Genomic DNA, 22,904 nt, shown 5'->3' with positions numbered 1-22,904 from the left:
TCGGCTGCCAGGAGGCTGATCAGTCGTCTTCGAGTCGCTGGAAGACCGTGGAGAACTCGTCTGTCTCGATCAGTCCGGCGATCACCTGAGTCATGCTGTCGACACCGGGATCCCGGACGATCAGGCCGTCTGAGACCCAGAAGTAGCGGCCGCCGAGAGCCTCGCCGCTTTCTGCCCAGACGTCCATGAGGCGTTCGACTTCTGCGACCGAGAAGACAGTCGCGGTCCACCGGGAGCCGTCCTGGAGGTTCACGAAGACATCGACGCTGCAGATCGAGTCCAAGTCCTCGTCCGGGCTGGGCAGGAACGATGCCTCGAATGCCTCCGTGCGGACCCGGTACCAGGGCTCATCCCAGCCTTGTTCCACTGCCCCGGTGGCCGACGTGCTCTGTCTCATCGTGCGAGTGTCCCCGGGGCAGACGTCGCTCTCAACCCGAATCTGCCAAGCCGGACCCGCGAACGTAACTGGGGACGTTCATCCGTACGCAGTTGGGGAGCTCAGGCCGTACGCCGACGGTGTGGAAGAAGCGCGGTGCGAACGACCACAGTCCGACCCTGGAGGCCGTCCGGGTCGTCAAGCAGAACGACGGCGGCTGGCTGGTCGAGCACGAGGCCGACAACCCCGATCCGGACAAGCCACTCACCACCACACGACTCGTAAATGAATTGTCCGCGCTGTCCGATGATGAGTGCTAACAACCATTTCTTAGGGACCGGCGCCATGCACCGCCCCTCGAGACGGGGCGGGGCGCGTTGGTGACAGCTTCGGCTGCGCGGCCACCGCTCCAACAGCCGGGCCCGTCTGGAGCCGCCAGTCTGGTTCAGCACCCCCGCTGATCGCCTCCGCCAGCGTGGTCAGAACGGCGCTGGCGCCCCACTCGGCCGTGCGCCGGTGCGTTCGGCGCTCCTGCGGCAGAACTCCTCGATCTCGAAGCTCTCGGCCTGCCGGGGCTTGGCCTCGGTGAAGGCCAGGGAGATCGCGGTGGAGCTGGGCCGGGAGACGACGCCGGCGAAGGTCGAGCGGGTGCGCTCGAAGGCAGGCGCCTTGGCGGAGCGCGGGTGCCTCGTGCAGGAGATTGGCCGTGCCGGTGTCCGGCAGGCCGGGGCTCGGTGGTCCTGCGGCCCCGGGCGCACCGCAGGACCACCCCGAGTGTCTCCATAAAGGAACACACTCCATGAAACCGATCGCCTACCGGCGAAAAACACTATGACATAAGGGGTTATCTACCTACAGCAGATGCCCTCTCAGCTCCTGGCCCGCCCGGCTGCTACCTCTTGACGGCCCGCCCTCCGGCTGTGGAGCGGCGCCCGACGTTGCGGCGGGAGCGCAATTTGAATCGAGGTCAAGACCCATGTCAGCCGCTCCGAAGAGGGTGTCACCCCGCGTCCTGCTCATCGGCCGTGAACGCCGACGCGGGGGTGAGGGCCGGGACCGGCCGGGGGGCTTGCCAGTGGTCGAGCGGCACCTGGCAGCTGTTGAGCACGGTGGCCAGCATGCGGAAGGCACCGACGAGGTGGATCAGCTCCAGCAGTTGTCGTCGGTCGTAGTGGGCGGCCAGGATGCGCCAGGTCGTGTCGCCGATGATGGCGTCCCGTTCGAGTTCGTCCACCGCCCGAATCAGTGCGGCGTCTGCAGCAGACCAGTTCGCAGCGTCAGGCCCCTGTCCCACCTGGACGATCTCCGCGTCGGTCAGGCCGGCGGACCGGGCGAGCTGGTAGTGGTGTGACCACTGATAGGTGCACTGTGCGCGATAGGCGGTGCGCAGGATGAGAAGTTCCCGGTCTCGGGGAGGGATGGTCCCTGCCGTGATCGCGGCGAGGAACGGTGTTGTGATGTCGAACAGCCAGGTGTGGTTGGCCAGCGTGGACAGCACGTTGAGCACCGGCTCGCCGGACAGCTCTGCGAGCACGGGGGTTTCTTCGCTCGCATCGAGCGTCGCGCGGGCCGTGCCGTCCCACTTCTGAAGCGGCAGCGGTGGAATCCGGGGGATGTTCTGCCCGTTCATCGCCCACTCCCGGTTCGACAGTCGGCTGCCGTGGCCGCCCAGAACCCGGCCGACCGGCCGAGTAGGCGCCCGAAGTCCTCGTCCGAGGCGCCGAGTTCCCGGTATACGGCACCGATGTTCAGCACGATGCGCTCCGCATCCGACCAGTCCGAGTAGGCCTCCATCGGGAACCGGTCGGCGGCTTCCTCGATACTGAGGCCGGATTCCACCGATCGCGTGGCATGCTCGGCGACTTGCTCCAGGTATCCGCGGAACCGGGTGACGTAGTGCTTGCCGGTGACGGGCCCGTGGCCCGGAACGATGGTCTCCACGTCCAGGCTCCGGATCAGCTCGCAGGCGTCGATCCAGCGCCGGATCGGGCCGGTGTGGACGATGGGGTGGCTGCCTGCGAACAGGATGTCGCCGGTGAACAGAACGGCGTCGTCGGGCACTTCGACGAGCACGTCCCCGTCCGTGTGCGCCGGCCCAACCTGGATCAGCCGGACCTCCCGTCGCCCGACCGCCACCTGCATCTCCCCGGAGAACGTCGTGTCGGGCGGCGTCGATTCCACCCCTGACAGGTCGAACGCAGCCATGGACCTGCGCAGATAGGTCCCCAGTACGCCCAGCTCCCCCGCCTGGGCCTGCGCTATGAGGCCGGTGAAGTACTCCACCGAGGGCGCTGTGCGCATGTGCTCCGCGGTCGCAGCACTGCTGATGATTCTCCTGTCCGCGAACAGCTGGTTTCCGAAGACATGGTCGCCGTCGTCGTGGGTGTTGACCACCGTGGTGATCCGTGTCCCCGGTAGCTCTGCGGCAATGACGCGCACCATTTCCTCGGTCATCGGCAGGGTGAACAGGGTGTCGACGAGGAGCGCCTCGTCCTCGTCCACGACGAGACCGCTGTTGGACAGCCCCCAGGAGCCGTTCGGCTGAAGGTACGCGTAGCTGCGCGAGCCGACTCGATGTAACCCCCGGGTGTAGAGCGCGCCGGTCATCCTGGACTCCTTCGTGTGCCGTGCTTCACGTGCGCCGACAGAAAGTAACTGTACTCAAGTACAATCTGTACTCTACTACAGTGAGTTGGAGCGGGGTGGCTGTACAGCGAGGGAGCATGATGGGCCGGAAAGACTCGACCGACGGCGCGGTCGGCTGCGGAGTGAGCCGGCGGGAACTACGCAGGCTCGACACCCGGGAGCGGATCCTCGACGCCGCGCTGACGCTCTTCACCGAGCAGGACTTCGAGGCCACCACCTTCGATCAGATCGCCCTGCGGGCCGACGTCTCGCGACAGACGGTCTTCAACCACTTCCCCAAGAAAGACCATCTCGTCGACGCCTGGGGCCAGCGGCGCCGGGGACGACTGCAACAGATGCTGGACGAGGAGGAGTTCCGCAACAGCGGAACCGCCGAACAACTCTGCGGATATCTGGATATTCTGGCCGAGTTCAACGAACAGGAACGCCTCCTGACCCAGCGACTGCTCGCCGGTTCGCCCCGCTTCCTGTCCGTGATGTACGACACCACCATCACCACGGCCTTCGCCGCCTCGATCCGCCTTGGTCGGCAGCGCGGGGAGATCGATCGCGACACCCAGCCGGAGCTCGCCGCCGAGATGCTGGCCGACTGCTACTTCGGAACCCTCAACCGCTGGCTCAACACACCGTATGCACCCGGCGCTCTGCACGAGGACCTCAGACGCAAGCTGTCGCTCCTGCTCAGCGGCCTGGCGCCGAGCCCACGTCAGGGCTAGACAAGTAGTTCCGAATGCTGTCGGTCCGTCCGGAGGCACAGGGAGGGTGCCCAAGATCGTTTTGTGACGAACGAACACTTGGACACCCTCATCACCGGACTGGTGGAGTGGCAGCTCATCTTCCACCTCGTCCGCCGGCACCTGCACGCCAGCGGCACACTGCCTACCGCACCGGGCCAGGCCGTGAGCCAAGGCGAAGACCTCGGGCGATGGGTGCGCCAGCAGCAGCTCGGCTTCGACAAACTCACCGCCGTGCAGCAGTGGATGTGCGAGAACGTTCTCGGCATCGAACCCGCGGCCGAGGAGGACAAGTCGAAGCCGCGCCGTGCGCACTCCGACCCGTGGGCGATGAACTACGACGCCGCCCGCCAGTACTACGAACGCAAAGGACACCTCCGGGTACCCAAAGGACACATCGAACGGATCATCACCGGCGACGACGGCGGGGACCAGGAGGAACGGCAGCTGAAGCTGGGGGCGCGGATCGGCAACCAGCGCAGCAGGGCCGCCACGCTCTCCCCCGAACGGGTCGAGCAGCTCTCCGCGAGAGGCATGCGCTGGACATAGCCGCGTAACCGAGGAACGGCCGAGGACCGGGCAGGGCAGGACGACCGCCTGGGGGCCTGCCATGGCCCGTGTGACGGCCGCTGAGTGCCTGCGGGAGGCCTGAGCTGTGGTCCAGTGCCAGGTGGATGGCGGGGTGGTGAAGGGCCTGGTCGCTTCCCCCGTCGGGACAGCGGCTGCGCCTGGGTGATGGTCCATCACACAGGTCTAATGAGCTTCGGGTAGGGCCGGTAGTGGGCGACGCCTGCGTAGGACATCCCACGGAGACAGTGAGGATCTTGGCGTCGAGTTCGTCTGCGAGATCGAGCAGACGTGTGGAGCGCAGGACGCGTGGCAGGAGGCCGACGGGCGCGAGGCTGTCGCGGATGTGGGCGGCGCCGGCAGGTCCGTGACGTGTTCGAGTGAGCCGCATAACCCCGTTTGTCGGGAAGTCACATGAATCCGGCACTACCTGAAACTGCCTCACGCACTCTTGTGCCGGGGGGCGATGTGGTGTGTGCTGACGCGCGTTCTCGATCTTCGGTGCAGGGGTGAACATGGCTGGACTGTCCCGTCGCAGGCTCCTCGGTTCCGCGCTGGGCATGGGTGCGCTCGCCGCCGCCACGTCGTTGCTCCCACCCAACCTGCAACGGGCCATGGCCGACACGGCCCGTCGGCCGGGATCGCTCCACGACATCGAGCACGTCGTGATCCTCATGCAGGAGAATCGTTCGTTCGATCACTATTTCGGCACCATGCGCGGGGTGCAGGGTTTCGACGACCCGGACGCCGCCGTCCTGTCGACCGGCAGACCGGTGTTCTACCAGCCGGACCCGGAGAACCCGGACGGCTATCTGCTGCCGTTCCACCTCGACACCAGGACCACCAGCTCCCAGGCCATCCCGTCCACCAGCCACGCCTGGTCGGTGCAGCACGAGGCCTGGAACAACGGCCAGATGGACAACTGGGTGCCAGCGCACCGCAAGGCGGACGGCGAGGCCAAGGGTCCGTTCACCATGGGCTACTACGAGCGCGCCGACATCCCCTTCCAGTTCGCGCTCGCCGAGTCCTTCACCCTCTGCGACGCCTACCACTGCTCGCTGCTCGGCCCCACCTGGCCCAACCGGCTCTACCACTGGACCGGCACCATCGACCCGCACGGCCTGGCCGGCGGGCCGGTCATCAGCAACATCATCCCCGAGCCGTTCCGCTGGACCACCTACCCGGAGCGGCTCACCAAGGCCGGCGTGTCCTGGCACGTCTACCAGGAGGAGGACGACTACGGCTGCAACCCGCTGAAGTTCTTCCAGCAGTACCAGGACGCCGAGCCGGGCGACCCGCTCTACGAGCACGGCCTGACCATCGGCTCCGCCGACCAGTTCGTCCGCGACGCACTGGCCGGACGGCTGCCCACGGTGTCGTGGATCATCCCGACCGCCGCGCAGTGCGAGCACCCCGACTACCTGCCGGCCTCCGGCGCCGACTTCGTCGCCCGGCAACTGGACGCGGTCGCCGCCAACCCCGAGCTGTGGCGCAAAACCGTCTTCATCCTCAACTACGACGAGAACGACGGCCTGTTCGACCACGTCATCCCGCCGACCCCGCCGGTCGGAACGCCCGACGAGTTCGTCGACGGGGTGCCGATCGGCGCGGGCATCCGGGTGCCGTGCATCATCGTCTCGCCGTGGACGCAGGGCGGCTTCGTGTGCAGCGAGCCCTTTGATCACACCTCCGTGCTGCGGTTCCTGGAGCGGATCACGGGAGTGCACGAGGAGAACATCAGCCAGTGGCGCCGCCGCACGTTCGGCGACCTGACCTCGGCGCTCGGCTTGCCCAGCAAGCGTCCCTTTCCGCACCTGCCGCCCACCAAAGGCCGGCTGTGGACGGCGGAGCACGAGGTGGCGACCCTGCCGCGGCCCGCCCTCCCCGGCGCGGGCCAGACCCCGCCGCACCAGGAGACCACCGGTCCCGAGCCCGCCCCGGCCGGCACCGCCGCGACCGCGCGCGAGACGGAGCCCCTGGCGGGGCTGCGGCCGTACGTCATGAGCCGCATGGTGGAGAACGCCACCACCCACCGCGACGACTTCGCCGGTGACGCACCCACCCGCCACTCCGGCACCGGGGGCACGAACTTCCCGGGCATCCAGGACTCCGTGCCGAAGACCGGGCCTATCAGCGGCGTCCACGCCTACGCGACCGCACTGGTCAGCTACTCCATCGTGGTGATCGACACCACCACTCGCAGGCTGGTCGCGAGCATCCCCGGCGGCGCCAACCCCTGCGGCATCGCTTCCGCTCCGGGCACCGGCAAGCTGTACGTGACCAACTCCGGCGCCGGCGACGTCTCCGTGCTGGACACCACCAAGGGCACGATCACCGGCACCGTCGACGTCGGCCTCTACCCGCACGGCGTGGCCTCCTCCCCGGACGGCCGCACCGTCTACGTCGCCAACACCGGCCCGGACACCGGCACCGGCGGATTGCGGACGCTCACGGTGATCGACACCCGCGCGGACAAGGCCACCGCCGCCTGGCAGACCGGCCTCGCGCCGCACTCCGTCGCCGTCAGCCCTGACGGGCGGACCGTCTACGTCAGTTGCTACGACGGCCTGACGGTCCTCGACGCGGAGACCGGCAGAACACGCAGGCGGCTACCCGAACTGGCGCAGGCCGGGGGTGTGGCCGTCCACCCCGACGGCAGGCGGGTCTACGCGGTCAGCCCGTTAAGCGACATCCTCGCGGTGCTCGACGCCGGCTCGCTGCGCGTCGTCGCCCGGGCCCGGGTGGGCCGCACCCCGTGGCAGGTCGCGCTGAGCCCAGACGGCTCACGGGCCTGGGTCAGCGGCGCCAACGACGACACCGTCACCGTCGTCGACACCGCGAGCGCGAAGGCAGTCGGCACGGTCCGGGTCGGCCACATCCCGACCGGCATCACGGCGACCGGCGACACCGTCTGGGTCTGCACGAACGCCGGCGCCACCGTGGACGCGATCGACACCACTAGCCTGCGGGTGCTCGCCAGCATCGAACTGGGTCTGTCCTCCGGCCCCAGCGGCGTCGTGGTCACCTGACCCGCCTTGCACCGGCTGCAGACACACCCACACCCGCCGGAAGGAAACAAACCTTGTGGTGCGGCGGTCCTGTTCCTCATGCAGCGCCGACGCATCAGCTTGGATCCACCGCGCGATACTCGGTCTGTGGACAGCGAAATGAGAAGAGGTGCCCGCTGAGCTGGGATGACGGGAGTTCCTACGCCCTCATCAGTCCCACGCAGCAAGGCACCTCGTAAGTGAAAGTCTCCCACAGCACGGCGACGCTGTTCGCCGCGTTCGACGACCCGGACCTGATCGCGCCTGCCGGGCTGGTCCCGACGATCCGGTTGGCCAAGCGGTGCGGGCTGCCCGCCTTGGTGGCCGAGAAGGTGAAGCTCACGGGCGCGAGGAACGGTCCAGCACCTGAGCGCGGGAAACGATCTTCGGTAGCTCCCAGATAGTCGCTGATCAGCGTCTTTCGTCGGTGCCCCATATCCCGACGTGGCCGGAGCTGGAGGACGTGCTGCGGGCAGTCCTCACCGCCCCCGTCCCCAGCCGGCCAAGCGCCCTCGACCTGGCTCAGTGCCTGCGGGGGATCGCCCGTTGGGCAGATCGATCACGTTGCCCAGCGACGCAGTACTCGGCCGGAACAAGACGGCCGAGTCTGCGCACTCAGAAGCCATCCGCTTTCCGAACGTGATCGTTTAGTTCGGGTGGGTGGGCATGAACTCCGGTCGGCAGCGGGAGAGATGGGCGTGATTGGTCCGCTCGTCTGTCTCGTGGAGGTGGCTGGTGCCGTCTGTGCTCGGTTTGCTGGAGGCCCGGGAGAAGGGGGCCCGGGAAGTGATCGCGCGGTTGCGGGAGGAGGCCGAGCGGGTGCAGGCCGCGCTCGGAGAGGCGGAACGCGTGCTGCAGCGGCTGGTGGATGCCCGTGCAACGGTGGCCGAGGTGCTGGCCGGGCCACCTTCCGCGGTCGAGGAGCCGCAGCGGGGCTCGGTGGCGGGCTCGTTGGTGCCGCACCGGACCGACGGCATGGTGGCGGCGGTCCTGGCGCCGGACTACCAGCGGATCGTGTCGGTGCTGGAGTCGGATGCGGGCCGGGAGGGCATGCGCTGTCAGCAGCTGGCCAGGGCTCTGGGGCTCCAGGTGGTGCCGGCGAAGGTCGAGGGTCTGCGCTCGAAGGCGAAACGCCTGGTGGAGCGGGGGTGGGTGCTCCAGGTGAGGTCGGCAGTGTTCACCGCGCTCGTGGTGCCGGCCGAGTGAAGGCACCAGAGCGGCGTCCGGCCAGGCGGCCGCTCATGAGCATGGTCATCGACCACAGCACCATGGCCTCGTGCATGGCGGGCAGCGTCTCGTAGTCGCGCACCAGGCGGCGCGAACGCATCAGCCAGCTCAACGTTCTTTCCACCACCCACCTGCGCGGCAGCACCACGAAGCCCGTGGTGTCGTCGGTGCGTCTGACGATCTCCAGGGTGAGGTGGAGCTTCTCTGCAGCCCAGTCGACCAGCCGCCCGGCATAACCGCCGTCCGCCCACACCAGGCGGATGGAGAAGTACAGCCCGCGCAGCCGCTCCAGCAAGGTGACGGCGGCGTCGCGGTCCTGGGCGCTTGCCGCGGTCACCGCGACGACCAGGACCAGGCCGAGACAGTCCACCACCAAGTGCCGCTTGCGCCCTCCCACCTTCTTCCCGCCGTCCCAGCCGGACGTCGAGCGCGGGATGTTCGCCGCTGCCCGCACCGACTGTGAGTCCACAATCGCGGCCGTCGGGTCCACCGCGCGGCCTTCCTTGGCCCGGACGCGGTCGCGCAGCCGGTCGTGGAGCTCGGCGAGCAGACCTGTCACCTGCCAGCGGCGGGCGAAGGCATGCACACGCCGGTACGGCGGGAAGTCGGCGGGCAGGTTGGCCCACTTGACGCCGTTGTCGGCCACATAGCGGACAGCGTCCAACATCACGCGGTGACAGTAGCCCTCCGGCCGCCCGCCCCGCCCCTGAAACCATGCCGGAACGGGCAGCAACGGCCGGATGACCTGCCACTCCGCCTCCGTCATGTCGGAGGCGTAACACCGCACGCGCTCCGGCCCGTCCGCCGCGTTGCCGAACCTGTGCGCGAGGCAGTCACACGACATGGACGGCGAGTTGGACTCCACGCACGCGAGCGCGAAAGACTGCGGCAACAGGGCCTCCTGGTGATCGGTTTGGTTCGCACCCCCGAACTACCAAGAGGCCCTGCTGTCATGCGCCGGTGCTCTCGCGCGATCACCCGAACAGGAACCCTGTTCGACCAGGCCAGCCCCCGTGATCGATAAGCGGATGGCGTCTCAGGCCAGCAGCCTCGGTGGCTGATGGCAGCCCATCGTTTCCACGGACTGATCACCAGCAGGGAACCTCATCCGTCACACGGGTTGCGGCTGTCGGCGATTCGGCCAACTCCCAGGCAAAGAGCGGCCCTTGCACAACAAGGGTCGGTGCAACCCGCACCTCCATGTCGCGCTCAACCACGGGGTTCAGAGTCCGGCCGGAACACGGATGTTCGAAATCGTAACCAACTCGTTGAACCTCACGAGCCAACCGCACGACCGTCAAGAGGGGAACCACTTTGACCTCAGCCAGCACACAGGAACGACCAACCCCTGATGCATCGGGGTCAAACCCGGACGACACCAAGAGCACACAGGACGAGGCACCGGCTCTGCGCCATGCCGACCTGCCGCTGCCGCCCACCGTCGTGCCCACAGAAACCAGCGGGAGCAGCAACAGGCTGGGCGGCGGTGCCTTGTGAACAGGCTTTTCGGACGTGTGCGGATGGCCGAGCCCGAGGTCTCCGACGCCGAGCAGGAGCTTTTCGGGGGCCCTCTGCGCTACGACATGGGCTGGTCCCAACACGAGCACTCGTCACTGGACTTGACCATGATGTCGGCTCTGCGTTCCATGCCGAGGCTGGTCGGGGCGACCTTACGGATGGCGTGGCACGCTGGCCGCCGGGCCTTGGTCGTCGTCGCGATCAGCGAGATCGGGCAGGGGATCGCCGCGGCGATCGGGTTGCTCGCCGTCAACGCCGTCATGCACGCGCTTCTCAGTTCGGGCGCCCCTGAGCAGCGGTTGCAGGCGGTGCTGCCTGGCTTGGCCGCTGCCGCCGGTGCCGCGGTGGTCAATTCGGGTCTGGCCGGGTGGTCCACCTCGCGGGCGGGCCGGCTGGAGCCGATGGTCGAGCGGATCGCCACCACCCAGTACCTGGCCGCCGCCGCGTCAGTAGAGCTGGAGGCTATCGAGGACCCGGAGTTCCGGCGGCTGATCGACGTCGCCCAGTACGGCGCCGGCTCGGCCCGGCGCATGATCTCCGCGTGCGTGGCCGCGCTGCACGGGACCATCTCCCTGATCTCCACGGCCGGCGTGCTCACCATCCTCCACCCGGTCCTCTTGCCGATGCTGATCCTGATCGCGGCGCCCCGCGGCTGGGGCGCGATGCGGGTGGCGCAGGAACGGTACGTGTCCGTGATGAGCTGGATCGAGCATGTGCGGGCCAGCCGTCTCATCGGCAACCTGCTGACCGAGCGCACCGCGGCCCAGGAGGTTCGCATCCACGCCGTCGGGCCGTTCCTGCTCAGCCGCTATAAGCGAATGGCCGAGAGCGCAGAGGCGGAGCAGGAGCGGCTGGCCTCCAGCAAGGCCGTCACCGAGTGGGTGGCCGCAGCGATGTCCGGCCTGGCCATGGCCGCGACGTACGGAGCCATGTTCTTGCTGATCATGAGCGGGCAGATGGGTCTGGCCGTGGCCGGGACTGCCGTCGTCGCCGTCCGGTCCGGCTCGGCGAGCCTGGGCGCACTGGTGATGAATGTGAACCAGCTGCACGAGGAGTCCCTCTACGTCCGTGACCACGCCCGGTTCCTGGACGAGGCGGCACGCCGCACCATTCCCAGTGGAGGCGATCCTGTTCCGGCGCAGGTGAAGCAGGTCGCCCTGGACCGGGTCAGCTACCGCTACCCGGACCGCGACACTCCCGCCCTGGACGAAGTGTCCCTCACGCTGTCCATGGGCTCGGTCACCGCAGTCGTGGGTGAAAACGGCAGCGGCAAGAGCACGCTGATGAAACTGCTCGGGGGGAATGCTGCTCCCGCAAAACGGGACCGTACTCTGGGGCGAGGCGGATATCGCCCACCTGAACCGCTCCGAGGTCTTCGACCGCGTCGACCTGCTCACCCAGGACTTTCAACGCTGGCCCGTCACAGCCGCGTTGAACATCAGGATCGGCCGGCCCGCTCAGGAAGCCGACACCGAGGACCTTCAACCGTCCATCGACTACGCGGGGGCCAGGCCGGTCATCGCGAAGCTACCCGACGGCCTGCAAAGCCTCCTGGCCCGGATGTTCCGCGGAGCCAGCGAACTGTCCGGCGGGGAATGGCAGAAAATCGGGCTCGCCCGGACCCATTGGCGCAGCTCCACCTCGGATGACGACAGCGTCCTCATCGTGGACGAGCCGACCTCCGCCCTCGACCCGGAAGCAGAGATCGCCGCGTTCGACCGCATCCGCCGGCTCGCCGCCCCGAACCGCGCCGTCGTCCTGGTCACCCACCGCATGTCCGGCGTCCGCTACGCCGACCGTATCTACGTCCTGCACCAGGGACGGCTCGTCGAGCACGGCAGCCACGACGAACTCATGGCCGCCAACGGGCGTTACGCCTCGATGTTCGACGCGCAAGCCGCCCAGTACGCCCCCGGTTCCATCCCCCGCCCCAGCCCGCCCACCGTCGCGGATCCCGCATGACCCCGCCCATACTCCGGGGCGGAACAACCGACCTGTGCCGCCCCGGCACCCCTCAGCAGCGCGCCGCCGCGTCCATGGCGCCAGCCAGCGAAGGAGCCGAATGACAGCTGTCACCGCCACCGCCGAGCACTGGGAACCGCTCTGGGCCGGCGGACGCCGGTACCGGGCAGTCTCCAACGCCGAAGCCACGCTCCTGTCGGATCATGTCAGGCTCGGCCACGGACGTCCTGCGCTCGACATCGGCACCGGCGACGGTGCCCTCGCCCACCTCCTCCACCACCTCGGATACCGCACCGTCGGCGTCGACTTCGCTCCGAGTGCCATCACCGCAGCGCAGAGCACCCAGCACAGCCACGGGCCGACCTGGCAACTGATGAACTTCGCCACCGACGACCTCAGCACCCTGCCGGACACCGCGTACAACGTCGTCGCCTGCCGCCTGGTCTACCGGTGGCTCGACGACAAGCCGGCCTTCCTCGACCGCGTCCGCAAGATCCTGGCACCGGGCGGGACCTTCTGGGGCGTCACCGAAATCGCCGGCCGACGCACAGACAGCGGCCCCTGCCAACGCCTCGGGATCACCGCCGCCGAAGCCGAGACCCTCACCGCACGATGGTCCGTCGTCCGAACCGCCGACCTCGACGTGCTGCGCTGCTACGCACTTCGCCCTTGAACTCACTATGGAAGCCGCCGTGTTGGACATCGAAAGACAGACACACCTCGCCTGGACCGCCTACGGAGAGCATCACCTGCAACGCGCCACGCCTCTGCCGGACGTCGACCGAATCTCCTGGGGCCCGGCGACGACCGGGCCGGGGGACGAGATCCTCGGGGACCTGCGGGGATTGCGCGTTCTCGACCTCGGCTGCGGCACCGGCCGGCACGCCGCACACGTGGCTCGCGCCCACGGCGCCCAGGTCGACGGCGTCGACACCTCCCCCAGCCAGATCGAGCGTGCTCGCACCCGCTATCCCGACGTACCGGGACTGCGGCTGATCCACGCCGACGCCGTGGACCACCTGAGCACATCGGCCCCGTACGACGTGATCGTCTCCCTCAGCGCCTTCCACTTTCTCGACCCGCAACGGCTCCTGCCCGCCCTGTCGACCGCCCTCAAACCCGGGGGCCGGCTGTACTTCACCGTGCTGCACACCGACTCCACCGGCGACGGCCCCACCCCGACCGTCACCCCGCGCCCGGAGATCCTGCGCCTGGCCGGCGGCGGCGAACTCAGCATGCACATGTGGGTGCTCGCACCCGAGCTGTGGGAAGACCTGCTCGCGCAGTACGGGCTCCGGGTGCGGGACATCACCGTCCTCGACGCACCGGAGGAGGACAACCACGCCTCCTACCGGCTGTTCGAGGTACACCGGCCGACCCGGATCATCGCCCGTCCACGCACGACTAAGCCACCCGTCGCCCACGCGGCGGTAGGCGTCGGAGCCGTGCTGCTCGGGCCCCAGGGCCTGCTCCTGGGCCGACACCGGCGAGGCACACGAGAACTGCCCGGCGGGACCGTGGAGGCGGGCGAGTCTCTGCAAGAGGCGGTCGTACGCGAACTCGCGGAAGAAACCGGCCTGCGCGCGGATCCCGACGACGTCCACCTCCTGGGCATGCTCCACGACCACGTCGGCGACATCGTCCGCATCACCATCGGCGCACTCGTCACACGCTGGCGCGGAAATCCGGCCGACCAGCCCGCCGAGAGCGTCGGCGACTGGCGCTGGTGGCCCCTGGACGCCCTGCCCCCGGAACTCTTCGAGTGCAGCGCCCAGATCCTCACCGCCTGGCGCCCCGACCTGCCGATCGACCACGCCCCCGCCCGCTTCGTCCCCATCGCCGACCCTCATCCACCCACCGCCGCATGAACCCGCCTGTGCGGCCGAGGCGAACAACCAGGGACAACGAGTTGCTCCACCCCGGCCGCCCCTCTCCCGCCTCACTCACCGCCGAACCGAGAAGGGCCACATCCTTGACCGACCTATCAGAGGACGTTTGATCTAGGCGGATTGCCCTTTATCTCCTAGCAAGTTCCTCGCCAGGTGGGTGTCGTCTCGTCCGTTATGCGCTTGGTGAGGTTGTCGATCGAGGCGACGTGGATCATGACTTCGGAGCTGGCAGGCAGGGTCCCGTAGTCTCGGGCGAGGCGCCGGTGCAGCATGATCCAACCAATACTTCGTTCGACAACCCAGCGCCTTTTGACAACGTGGAAGCCGCGAACTCCTGGGTTTCTATTGATGCCTTCGACGTCGATTCCGAGGCTGGCGCCGTGCTCGATGACGGCGTACTTGAAGCCGGTGTCGACCCAGCTCTTGGAGATGGTCGGGTAGGTCTTCTTGGCCTGGTTGAGGAGCTGGATTCCGACGGTGTTCTCGGAGAGGCTCACGGCAGTGACGGTCACGGCGAGGATGAGTCCGATCGTGTCGGTGAGGATGCCCCGTTTCCTGCCGACGATCTTCTTGGCGGCGCCGGTTCCCTGGCTGGCCAGAGGCACATTGGTGGAGGTCTTCACGCTCTGGGTGTCGATCACGGAAGCGGTCGGTTCGGGCTTGCGTCCTTCCTTCACGCGGGCCAGTCCGGTCAGGTCGTAGTTAAGCCGGGTGAGAATTCCCTCGTCGCGCCAGGCAGCGTAGTAGGCGTAGACAGTGCCGTGGTTGGGGAAGTCGTGCGGGAGGTATTTCCAGGGGATTCCGGTGCGGTTGATGTAGAGGAGGGCGTTGAATACGTCGCGCAGGTCGACCTTGGCCAGCTGCCCGGTGGGCCTGCGGTCGAGCCGAGCTTTTCTCCAGGCCGTCAACGTCGGCTCGATTAAGGCCCATCGGGCGTCGGACAGGTCGCTGGGGTACGGCTTCCGCTGGCTCACGCCGTAGCGTGATCACGGATGCGGCGGACTGTGCTGTTCCGCTGTTGCTGGGCGTTTCTGCCTGATCTTCAAATCAGACGGACTTCGTGTATGAGAACCGGAGTAAACGGGTGGTCAAGTTCGCAGCTCGGCGAATGCAGAGGTGCTCGTATGGGGCAAACGCCTCAAGCCTGGCGAACATGAAAGCCACTTACCGACATAGATCGTCCCTAAATACCCACCGAGTGGGCGTTTAGGGAAGGAATGTGATGATAAGTCACTCCTGCAATCAACCAACGGCGGGGTGATTTACACCTTATTTTTGTTTTCTTGGGCTTCCGGGCGTCAGCGGTGTGCCCGTTTGATCCGCTTATCAGCACTGGATTCCGTCTGGCTTAGCAATGGGGCGGAAGATTGCCATCAGTACACCCTCCAGGCATCCCAGGTTTGCGCGCGATGGCGGCGAATACGGCAAAGCGGATCGAAATGCCCATCGCGAACCAACATTAAACGTCCACTCACATCCCCAGTACTTCGTATACGGCATCCATCGTGGCTTCTGTCTCGGTCACCCTCCTGATGCGATCAGCCCTGGCCGTGGAGCCGAGCTTGTCGAGCACGGCGGCGTAAGTGATCAGTGCGCCTCTCAGGTCGTCCGCGTACTCGTACGGCGCGTACGAGGCCAACTGCACGAACAGGGCGACCGCTTCCTCCAACGCGGCCTCGGCCTGCGGGAGCCCGCTGCCCCGGGCGGCCCTCAGTCGGCCCGCCCCCCACAGCGCCTTGGCGATGAAGGGGCGGTAGACAGCCGGGTCGGCCGGAGAGAGGCGGCGCAGGTTCCCGACGACCTCGTCGGCCGCGGTGAGTGCCTCGTCGTACCGCTCACCTTTGACCAGCAGGCTGTTGAGCCTGTTCACGGACACGGCGAGATGCGGCAGATGGGTCGCGGGATCCGCTGCGACCAGGCGCCAATAGACGGCCAGCGCCTCGCGCGCGGCCGGCAGCGCCCCGTCCTCCTCAGCGTCGGCCAGCAGACTGCTCAGGTTGACCAGGCTCCTGGCGAGGCCCGCCTGGTGGGCCTCGGAGCCGATTCCGGCCAGGCGCCGGTGGATCTCGACCATCTCGCGCAGGGGCACCAGCGTCTCCCGCAAGCGCCCAGCGGCCCGGAGCCGGGTGGCTAACTCCTCCAACAAGGCGATGAGACGGTCGAGTTGGGCGTCCGGGTCGGCTTCGGCCAGTCGCCTGCGCACATCGATCGCCTCCCGCAGGGCGGCCAGCACCTCGGGGCGCCGCATGCCCCCCAGCAGGGCGCACAGGTTGTCCAGGGCCAGCGCGAAGTCGGGCAGGTGGGCGGCGGGGTCCACATCGGCCAGTCGGCGGCCCACGTCGACCGCTTCCCGTATCACCTGCGACGCCTCGTCCAGACGTCCCAGGCGGGCGAAGACGGCACTCAGGTTGTTCAACGACTTGGCGAGGTCGGGCTCGTGGGCGTCGGGGTTGATCGCGGCCAGCCTGCGGAAGAGCGCCACGGCCTCCTCAAGCGTCGGCACCGCCTCGTCCGGCCATCCGGCGTCGACCTGGTAGCTGCCGAGATTGTCCAGGGCCGCGGCGAGGCCGGGTTCATGGGCATCGGAGTTGGCAGTGACCAGTCGTCTTGAGGTGGTGACGACCTCCTCCAGAGTCAGGGCCGCCTCCTGCGGCAGTCCGAGTTCCCGCAACCACATCGCCCGGTGGCGCAGCGCCCGGGCGAGATCGGGCAGGTAGGCGGAGAGATTCCGCTCCGCGACCAGCTGGAAAAGCTTGATGGCACTGTCGGCTGCCGCCAGCGCGTCCTCCGGCCGCTCCAGGGCGGAGAAGATCATCCCGAGATTGTCCGCCGCGGTGGCGACCGGGACGACGTAACCCTGTCGCGTGGCATCGTCGCCCTGGAGCATGATGGCCGCCGCCTCCATCGTGACCTGCAGAGCCTCTTGTGGCCGTCGGTGCCGAAGAAGGGCGGAGCCCAGATTGATCAAGGCTGCGGAGAGACCGCTGGGGTCGCTCTCCGGGTCGGCTGCCATCAGTTCCCGCGAGATCGCCGCGGCCTCTTCCGCCACCACCAATTCCTCGACTTCCCTGCCCACGCCGGGCAGGTAGGCGCTGAGGTTGACCAAAGCTCCTGCCAGGCCTGCCCGGTGGGCCCGAGGATCGGCCTCTGCCAGCGAGCGGAACATAGTGGTGGCACGCTCCGCAGAGGCCACTGCTTTGTCGGCCAGACCGGCATGGGCGTAGCGCGCGGAGAGATGGCTGTGCAGGATCGCCCGGTCGACGGCGGATTCGGTGTCCGCCAGGCGGCGGTCGGTGAGGCGCTCGGCCACCGCGGCGATGCCCGCGTCGAGGTCGATGTGCCGGTTGGCGGGCAGGACCGTGTCGATCGATTCGAGGACCCCGAGCAGGCTGCCGTCCAGCACCTCGCCGTCCGCGATCCTGGCCAGGGCGCCGAGCGCGGCCGAGCCCGCGTCCAGCGCGATCCGGGGATCGGCCTTCACCACCGGGTACAGGTACCCCTCCCCGACGTGCGGCCAGCGGTCCGCCGCCGCCGCGAGGTGGGCGACGGTCCGCGGCGTCCAGGCCGGCGCCGCGCCGTCGTCCCCGCGGCGCAGGACCGCGGCGGGAACGGAAGCCGCCCAGTCGTCCGACGGGTACCCGGTGATCGGGCTGCCGGGCAGCATGAGAGCGACGAAGTCCTCTGCCAGGCGATCGGGCAGCAGCGGTTCGAAGGAGTTGACGCGTGCGGGGTCGCCGGGCGGGTAGCAGACGCCGTGGTCCAGGAGGATCCGCTCGGCGGGTGCGTGCGGCATCAGCCGTTCGATGACGCTCCTGGCGGTCCGCCGGTCAGCGGGTCCGATCAAGGTGGCGGCGAACACCGCGCGCGCCATGTCCTTGTCGGGGGTCCGGAAGTCGAGGCCGTGCCGGGCGTTCTCGTACAACTGGCGCCAGTTCTCGTGCTCCCGGTCCAGCAGGTAGACCGTCCGGCCGACCATGTCGGCGGGGGCGCGGCGGCCGTGGGCCGCCGCGTCCACCGCCACCAGGGCGGCCATGTGCACCACCAGCGTCACCCCGAAGTCCGGATCGTCCAGGGCATCCGGAGGCGTGATCGCCCGGGGTTCGTCGATCTGCGGGTAGTGCCGGGCGAAGCACTCGCACGCCGTGGTGAACATGCGCTGGCGCGCGCTGCCATCGTCGGTCAGCGGCGGCAGGAACTGATCGGACGTGTCGATGATCTCCCGGAACTGGCCGAGCTTTCCCCGCAGTGCCGGCCATCCGGTCGCCGACCGTCCGATCAGCAGGACCCTCGCCGGGACGGAGTGGCGCAGGATGCGGTTGTGGAGCAGCCAGCTCAGGTCCGCCAGGGGCCAGCGGTCCGCATAGTCGACCAGCAGCAGGATCCCGGAGTGCCCGTCGGGACGCAGGTCCTCGCCGGCTTCCGCCGGCGGGTGGGCGTCGGTGCCGTGCGTCGCGTCGACCACCTTCCAACCCGCGCCCAGGGACTCGGCGGCCAGCAGGTTCGCCAGGCGCGTCTTTCCCTGGCCGCCCTTCCCGTGCAGCCACCGCACCGAGAGCCGCGGCCCGGTGTCCCGCCACGTGGCCAGCTCCTCCAACTCGGCGGCGCGGCCCGTGAAGTCGACGATCTCCGCGCGTGCGTCGAGCATCCGGCTGGGCTGGGCCCGCAGCCACGGCGACTCCAGGCCCGTCCGCCGACGGTGGCCGAACAGCAGGTACACCGGCCTGCCGTCGCCGAAGACGTGGATGTCCGCGCCGATGCACCCGTAGCCGAAGCCGTTCTCGACGTGCACGACCTGCTGGACACCTGCCGGTTCCCCGGACGGCACCTGGGTCATTCGGTGGCCTCGGGCTCGTCGCCGACGACGACCGAAGGTGCGGGCGGCGGCTGCGCCGGCCCGTGATGGACGATCACATTGCCACCGAGCGAAGCGAACACCTGCCCGTGGTCACGGGCGATGTTCGTCTGTCGCTGCTGCCAGACCTGTTGCGCCGACGGCAGTTGCTCCTGGATCTCGCGCACCAGCAGCTGAAGTTCCTCCGCCGCATCGGGATGCTGCCGCAGCAGGGCCGCGATCTGGAGCCGCCAGACCGGAACCAGGTCCTGACGGACCGCCTCCGCGTCGTCGGAGCTCGCCACCAACGCGGCGTGTTGGTCCAACTGCCCTTCGATGGCAGCTCGTTGGACGTCATCGGCACGGCGGAACAGTCCGGCCATCCGTGCGCGCGCCGTCGACCATCCGTCGGTGGCCATGGCAGCCACCACCGTTGTCGCCCCGGTCATGGCCAAGGCGGCCACCTCTTCGAACACGACGCTCCCTCGCCATCCGGAATCGGATCCCGCTCCTGCGGCACTCAACTTATCGGCGCCTACTGTAAGTTGTCCCCCGCCTCGCCCTCCCCTCACTGCGCGACGGCACCGTGGGACGCCACGTCGCCGTCGAGCAGGGCGACCACCAGCGGAGCGAGCTCGGGCCGGGAGTACACCACGGCCGCGAGCCATTCCGGGGTTCTCGTCCGCGTCGCCAGCAGGCGCATGATGTGGCGGCGGCAGAGCGCGGGATCGACGGCCACGGCCGCGAGCACCAGCGCCCGCACCTCGCGCTCCTTGTTGGCCAGGCTCCGCGAACCGAGGCTGCCGAAGGCTTCCTCCAGCAGGGCGGCGGCCGCGTCCTGGTCGCCGTCGCGGGCCAGTGCCTCGGCACGGGCGGCGAGCACCGGAATCCGCGGCTTTCCGAGCGCATCGTCCGCGAGATGAAGCATCGCGTCGGCGCGGTCCGGACGGCCTATGCGCGCGGCCACCTCCGCCACGGCCGCCCCTTGCTGCGCCCGTACGCCCTTCGTAGCGTCCGTCCATCCCTCGGCGGCCCGCCGGGCCAGATCCAGGAGGCGGTCGACATGGTCGTCCCTCCCCAGGGCGGCCGCGATCTCCGCGACTCTGAGCAATGCCTGCGCCCTGTTCGGCTCCGTCACCGCCAGCGCCTCGTACTCGGCGGCGGCGAGATCTCCCCCGACCGCGCGCTTCACCGCCGGTCCCGACTGGTCGCTGAACATGTCGGGCATCCGGATCCGCTCGGCGAACCTCCCGGCCCACTCCGGTTCCCCGCTGCGCAGGGCCACCGACGCCGCAACGGCGGCGGGGTCCTGCTCCAGGCCCCTCCGGGACCTGGAGACCGAGGTCTTGGACACGGACCGGGCCACGGTCAGCAACCGCTCGGCCAGGGCGAAATGGCCCGCCTCGGCGGCTCCGATCGTGGCCTGTTCGAGGGCGAAGACGTAGCTTCTCTCTCCGGCGTGCGAGGCGAACTCCCGGGCGAGGGCGTGGTCTCCGGCGCGTCCCGCACCCCGCCCCAGGATCGCCGCGATGCGGTGCACCGCATCGGCGTCGCCGTTCGAGTTGGCCAGCGCGAACAGCGGTCCCGCCTGGTCGAACCGACCGTGGTGGGCCACGGCCTCGGCCACTGCCAGGGTCTCCCAGAAATGGCCCGTGCCGGGTGCGCCGAGGTCCCGCAGGATCCGTTCGGCACGGCCCGGACTCCCGCATCGGGCCAGGGCCACGGCGAGATCGACCCGGCTGTCCGAATGATGGCGCGGACGGTCGATCGAGGCGGCCGCCCGCACGGCGTGTTCCAGATACACCGACGCGGCATCGGAGTTGCCGCCCTCGTGTGCCGCCTCGGCGCAACGTATCAGCGCGGCCAGCCGCGCCTCCGGGTCCATGAGGCCGTCGAGCAGATGCCAGGCCTGAGCGGGGCGGTCGAGCAGCTGGTACAGATGCGCCACGCGGGCGGCCCCCTGCCGGCCCTGCCCGGCCGCCTCTTCCACCAGACGTAGGCAGAGGTCCCGATCGGGCACGCGCGCCGCGGCCTCGGCGAGGTCAAGCACGGCGAAGAACCGTTCCCGGACCGCTCGCAGCACGGCGGCGTCCGTCGCGTCCGGTACGGGAGCGGGCAGCCTGGCCAGCATCTGCTCCGCGACCCGCAGCAGCGCGGCACCGGCCTTGGTCCCCTCCTTGTGGGCGACCCCCCGGGCGAACTCGGCGTACACACGGATCTGCGCACCCGCACCCTGGGGCCGGGGAAAGGCGAGAACGCACTCCTGCGCCCCGCGCACCTGGGCCGAGCGGGCGGCGATGCCGACGAGGGTGTCGTCGCTTCGCCCGCCGGCGCTGTCGGCGAGGCCCTCGGCGGTCCCGAGAATCCGCAGGGCGTCGGCGCGGTCGCCGATCTCCAGGTGGGCCTCGGCCACTGCGGCCAGGGCCACGGCCATGAGATCCGTCCCGGGGCTGGGCGGTGCGACACAGGCGATGTGCTCCGCCTCCCGGAGCAGCTCCAAGGCCGTCGTCCGCGCACCGCAAGCGTGCGCGGTGCGGGCCAGGGCGGCCAGTGAAGGAGCGTTCCAGACTCCGCCGGCCGGATCGTCGAGGGCGATGGCCCGGGCCCGAGCGACGTAGCGGTGGGCGCGCTCGGTGTCCCCCCGGCGTGCGGCCGCCTCGGCCATGCCCGTGTATGCCCGGACGGAGTGCCAGATCACCGATGCCAGGCACTCGGCCCAGGACCACTCCCCCTGCTCGGCCCAGGCCACCGGGAGATCCGGCGGGAAGCCGAAGCTCACATGCCCCGGACGTTCGGTCAGCCGATAGCGGCGCATGGCCAGGACGCACGCCTCGCCCAGGCTGTCCGCCTCCGTCGCGGCCAGGATGTTCAGGACATCGGTGATTTCCTGCCAGGCAGGGGCGGGGTGACCGGCCCGGCGTTGCCACAGCGCGATCCGCTCGGGCGAGGGGAGGGCGGCGAGCGCGGCGATATCCGCGCCCGCGACGAGCACCGCGGGGTAATGGTCCAGGAGATACGCCGGGGTGTCGTCCGGCCAGGCCCGACGGGCGAACTGTTCGGCCCAGGCGCGCAGAGCGCCACGATGCCGCTCGGTCTCGGCGTGACCGATCGCGGCGACGGTCTCCCGGCGCAGTGCGTCGTCGGCGAGGTCGAACCGCTCCTGTGACGAGTCCGGGTCGCCACGCGAGGCCAGTAAGCCGGAAGGGACCGTCCGCAGCACGGCCCGCGCGCCGTGCGCGTCCATGCCATCGCCTCGCGCGGCGAGGACCGCTTCGAGGTCATCCGCGGTCATGGGGCCGCCGACGGCGAGAGCCCCCAGCACCGTACGGGCATCACGGTCCGCCAGCACGGTGGCGAGGGGGCTCGCGGACAACCGGACGCGAGGGCAGCGTCGCTCGTCCCGCAGCGGGTGCGACCGGGGCACGGCCTCCGGAATCCGGGGCAGGACGCGACTGAGGACCAGAACGTGACCGTGGGAGCCCGTCGCGGCGGGCAGCAGGGCCGCGATCGGGGGCGACTCATGGTCCCCGTCGAGGCCGTCCACGAGCAGCAGCAGGTGTCGGCGGCTCGCCTCGGCCCGCGTGCAGGCACGGGCCCAGAGGCCGTCGAGTGTGCTCGGTCTGGAGAGCGGCGGAGCCGCCTCGCCCAATATCGCCGCGAGCCGGTCGTGGACTTCCTGTAGAAACCGCCTTGTCTGTCCGCCGGAGGCGCCCGACGCGAAAAAGGAGACGACGTCGACGTCCCCCGGCGGGTGAGCGGCGAGCCGCTCGGCCAGAGCGGTCTTGCCGGACCCGGGCGGCCCGATAAGCCAGCGGTAGGACTCGTGGGAGCGTGCGAACGCTTCGAGTTCCGCCAGTTCGCCGTCCCGGCCGCGACCGTCGTCCATCAGCTCCCCCTCGCCGGGAGCCCCGGAGGACCACCCTCGTCCCCACGGTGACAGAAAACACTGTCAACGGCCAGGGCTAAGATCCCCGTACGGCCGCAAGCGGCAGCCCTGATCGCCCGCAAGTCGGCCTCGGAAAAGCGGCTGGGCAAGCCCGTACTGATGGACCCGGGCGGCGACCACGGCCACCCAGTGCTCGCTGTCGGCGCCGGTGGGGAAGCTCT

At 69.2% G+C, this 22,904-nt stretch carries 16 protein-coding genes and 2 pseudogenes; 9 read left to right on the top strand and 9 right to left on the bottom strand.

Features of this window, described 5'->3' with window-relative positions; translation table 11 throughout:
• Nucleotides 1-19: 19 nt before the first annotated feature.
• A complete protein-coding gene (locus tag ACZ4MF_RS38555; protein WP_467497599.1) occupies nucleotides 20-397 on the bottom strand; it encodes a hypothetical protein in 378 nt (125 codons plus the stop codon).
• A 92-nt stretch (nucleotides 398-489) separates the two neighbouring features.
• On the opposite strand from ACZ4MF_RS38555, the gene ACZ4MF_RS38550 reads away from it, so the two are divergent.
• Nucleotides 490-696, top strand: coding sequence for a hypothetical protein (locus tag ACZ4MF_RS38550; RefSeq protein ID WP_467497597.1), 207 nt, complete (start codon nucleotides 490-492; stop codon nucleotides 694-696).
• A 159-nt stretch (nucleotides 697-855) separates the two neighbouring features.
• Here ACZ4MF_RS38550 and ACZ4MF_RS38545 read toward each other — a convergent pair whose 3' ends face one another.
• From ACZ4MF_RS38545 to ACZ4MF_RS38535, 3 genes are all read right to left on the bottom strand, one after another.
• Entirely contained in the window at nucleotides 856-1,134 is a 279-nt protein-coding gene (locus ACZ4MF_RS38545) for a hypothetical protein (protein WP_467497596.1), read from the bottom strand.
• A 242-nt stretch (nucleotides 1,135-1,376) separates the two neighbouring features.
• Entirely contained in the window at nucleotides 1,377-2,006 is a 630-nt protein-coding gene (locus ACZ4MF_RS38540; protein WP_467497594.1) for a carboxymuconolactone decarboxylase family protein, read from the bottom strand.
• Nucleotides 2,003-2,983 carry an MBL fold metallo-hydrolase gene (locus tag ACZ4MF_RS38535; RefSeq protein WP_467497592.1) on the bottom strand — a complete coding sequence of 327 codons (981 nt, stop codon included), beginning with the start codon at nucleotides 2,981-2,983 and terminating at the stop codon, nucleotides 2,003-2,005. Before ACZ4MF_RS38535 ends, ACZ4MF_RS38540 begins: the two co-directional genes overlap by 4 nt.
• Before the next feature lie 116 nt (nucleotides 2,984-3,099).
• Between ACZ4MF_RS38535 and ACZ4MF_RS38530 the strand changes: the two genes are divergently transcribed.
• The 5 genes and pseudogenes from ACZ4MF_RS38530 to ACZ4MF_RS38510 all read left to right on the top strand — a co-directional run bounded on the left by ACZ4MF_RS38530 (nucleotide 3,100) and on the right by ACZ4MF_RS38510 (nucleotide 8,576).
• Nucleotides 3,100-3,738 (top strand): TetR/AcrR family transcriptional regulator, encoded by a 639-nt coding sequence (locus ACZ4MF_RS38530; protein WP_467497590.1) that lies wholly within the window; start codon nucleotides 3,100-3,102, stop codon nucleotides 3,736-3,738.
• A gap of 63 nt (nucleotides 3,739-3,801) precedes the next feature.
• Complete coding sequence (locus tag ACZ4MF_RS38525; protein WP_467497589.1) at nucleotides 3,802-4,305, top strand: helicase associated domain-containing protein; 504 nt, start codon at nucleotides 3,802-3,804, stop codon at nucleotides 4,303-4,305.
• A gap of 533 nt (nucleotides 4,306-4,838) precedes the next feature.
• A pseudogene (locus tag ACZ4MF_RS38520) lies at nucleotides 4,839-6,239 on the top strand (alkaline phosphatase family protein); the annotation flags it as partial.
• An 84-nt stretch (nucleotides 6,240-6,323) separates the two neighbouring features.
• Nucleotides 6,324-7,352 (top strand): cytochrome D1 domain-containing protein, encoded by a 1,029-nt coding sequence (locus ACZ4MF_RS38515; RefSeq protein WP_467497632.1) that lies wholly within the window; start codon nucleotides 6,324-6,326, stop codon nucleotides 7,350-7,352.
• A 753-nt stretch (nucleotides 7,353-8,105) separates the two neighbouring features.
• Entirely contained in the window at nucleotides 8,106-8,576 is a 471-nt protein-coding gene (locus ACZ4MF_RS38510; protein ID WP_467497587.1) for a hypothetical protein, read from the top strand.
• Here ACZ4MF_RS38510 and ACZ4MF_RS38505 read toward each other — a convergent pair.
• Nucleotides 8,548-9,363 (bottom strand): IS5 family transposase, encoded by an 816-nt coding sequence (locus tag ACZ4MF_RS38505; protein WP_467497630.1) that lies wholly within the window; start codon nucleotides 9,361-9,363, stop codon nucleotides 8,548-8,550. The two genes, ACZ4MF_RS38510 and ACZ4MF_RS38505, sit on opposite strands and share 29 nt — an antisense overlap.
• Before the next feature lie 754 nt (nucleotides 9,364-10,117).
• Between ACZ4MF_RS38505 and ACZ4MF_RS38500 the strand changes: the two are divergent.
• From ACZ4MF_RS38500 to ACZ4MF_RS38490, 3 genes and pseudogenes are all read left to right on the top strand, one after another.
• Nucleotides 10,118-12,077: pseudogene (locus ACZ4MF_RS38500) on the top strand (ATP-binding cassette domain-containing protein).
• Between the two features lie 100 nt (nucleotides 12,078-12,177).
• On the top strand, nucleotides 12,178-12,750 hold the full coding sequence (locus tag ACZ4MF_RS38495; RefSeq protein WP_467497585.1) for a class I SAM-dependent methyltransferase: 573 nt from the start codon (nucleotides 12,178-12,180) through the stop codon (nucleotides 12,748-12,750).
• Between the two features lie 7 nt (nucleotides 12,751-12,757).
• Nucleotides 12,758-13,945: a bifunctional class I SAM-dependent methyltransferase/NUDIX hydrolase gene (locus tag ACZ4MF_RS38490; protein ID WP_467497583.1), complete on the top strand. Its 1,188-nt coding sequence runs from the start codon at nucleotides 12,758-12,760 to the stop codon at nucleotides 13,943-13,945.
• A 155-nt stretch (nucleotides 13,946-14,100) separates the two neighbouring features.
• Here the strand turns inward: ACZ4MF_RS38490 and ACZ4MF_RS38485 are convergent, their stop codons facing one another.
• From ACZ4MF_RS38485 to ACZ4MF_RS38470, 4 genes are all read right to left on the bottom strand, one after another.
• Nucleotides 14,101-14,940 (bottom strand): IS5 family transposase, encoded by an 840-nt coding sequence (locus ACZ4MF_RS38485; protein ID WP_467497581.1) that lies wholly within the window; start codon nucleotides 14,938-14,940, stop codon nucleotides 14,101-14,103.
• Between the two features lie 497 nt (nucleotides 14,941-15,437).
• Nucleotides 15,438-18,800, bottom strand: coding sequence for a tetratricopeptide repeat protein (locus ACZ4MF_RS38480; RefSeq protein WP_467497579.1), 3,363 nt, complete (start codon nucleotides 18,798-18,800; stop codon nucleotides 15,438-15,440).
• Nucleotides 18,797-19,273, bottom strand: coding sequence for a hypothetical protein (locus ACZ4MF_RS38475; protein ID WP_467497577.1), 477 nt, complete (start codon nucleotides 19,271-19,273; stop codon nucleotides 18,797-18,799). Before ACZ4MF_RS38475 ends, ACZ4MF_RS38480 begins: the two co-directional genes overlap by 4 nt.
• 92 nt (nucleotides 19,274-19,365) lie before the next feature.
• On the bottom strand, nucleotides 19,366-22,683 hold the full coding sequence (locus tag ACZ4MF_RS38470) for a hypothetical protein (protein WP_467497576.1): 3,318 nt from the start codon (nucleotides 22,681-22,683) through the stop codon (nucleotides 19,366-19,368).
• Between the last annotated feature and the right edge of the window lie 221 nt (nucleotides 22,684-22,904).

The sequence above is a fragment of the Streptomyces sp. NPDC025793 genome (genome assembly GCF_055558375.1).
This window is presented reverse-complemented; position numbering and strand designations above follow the sequence as displayed.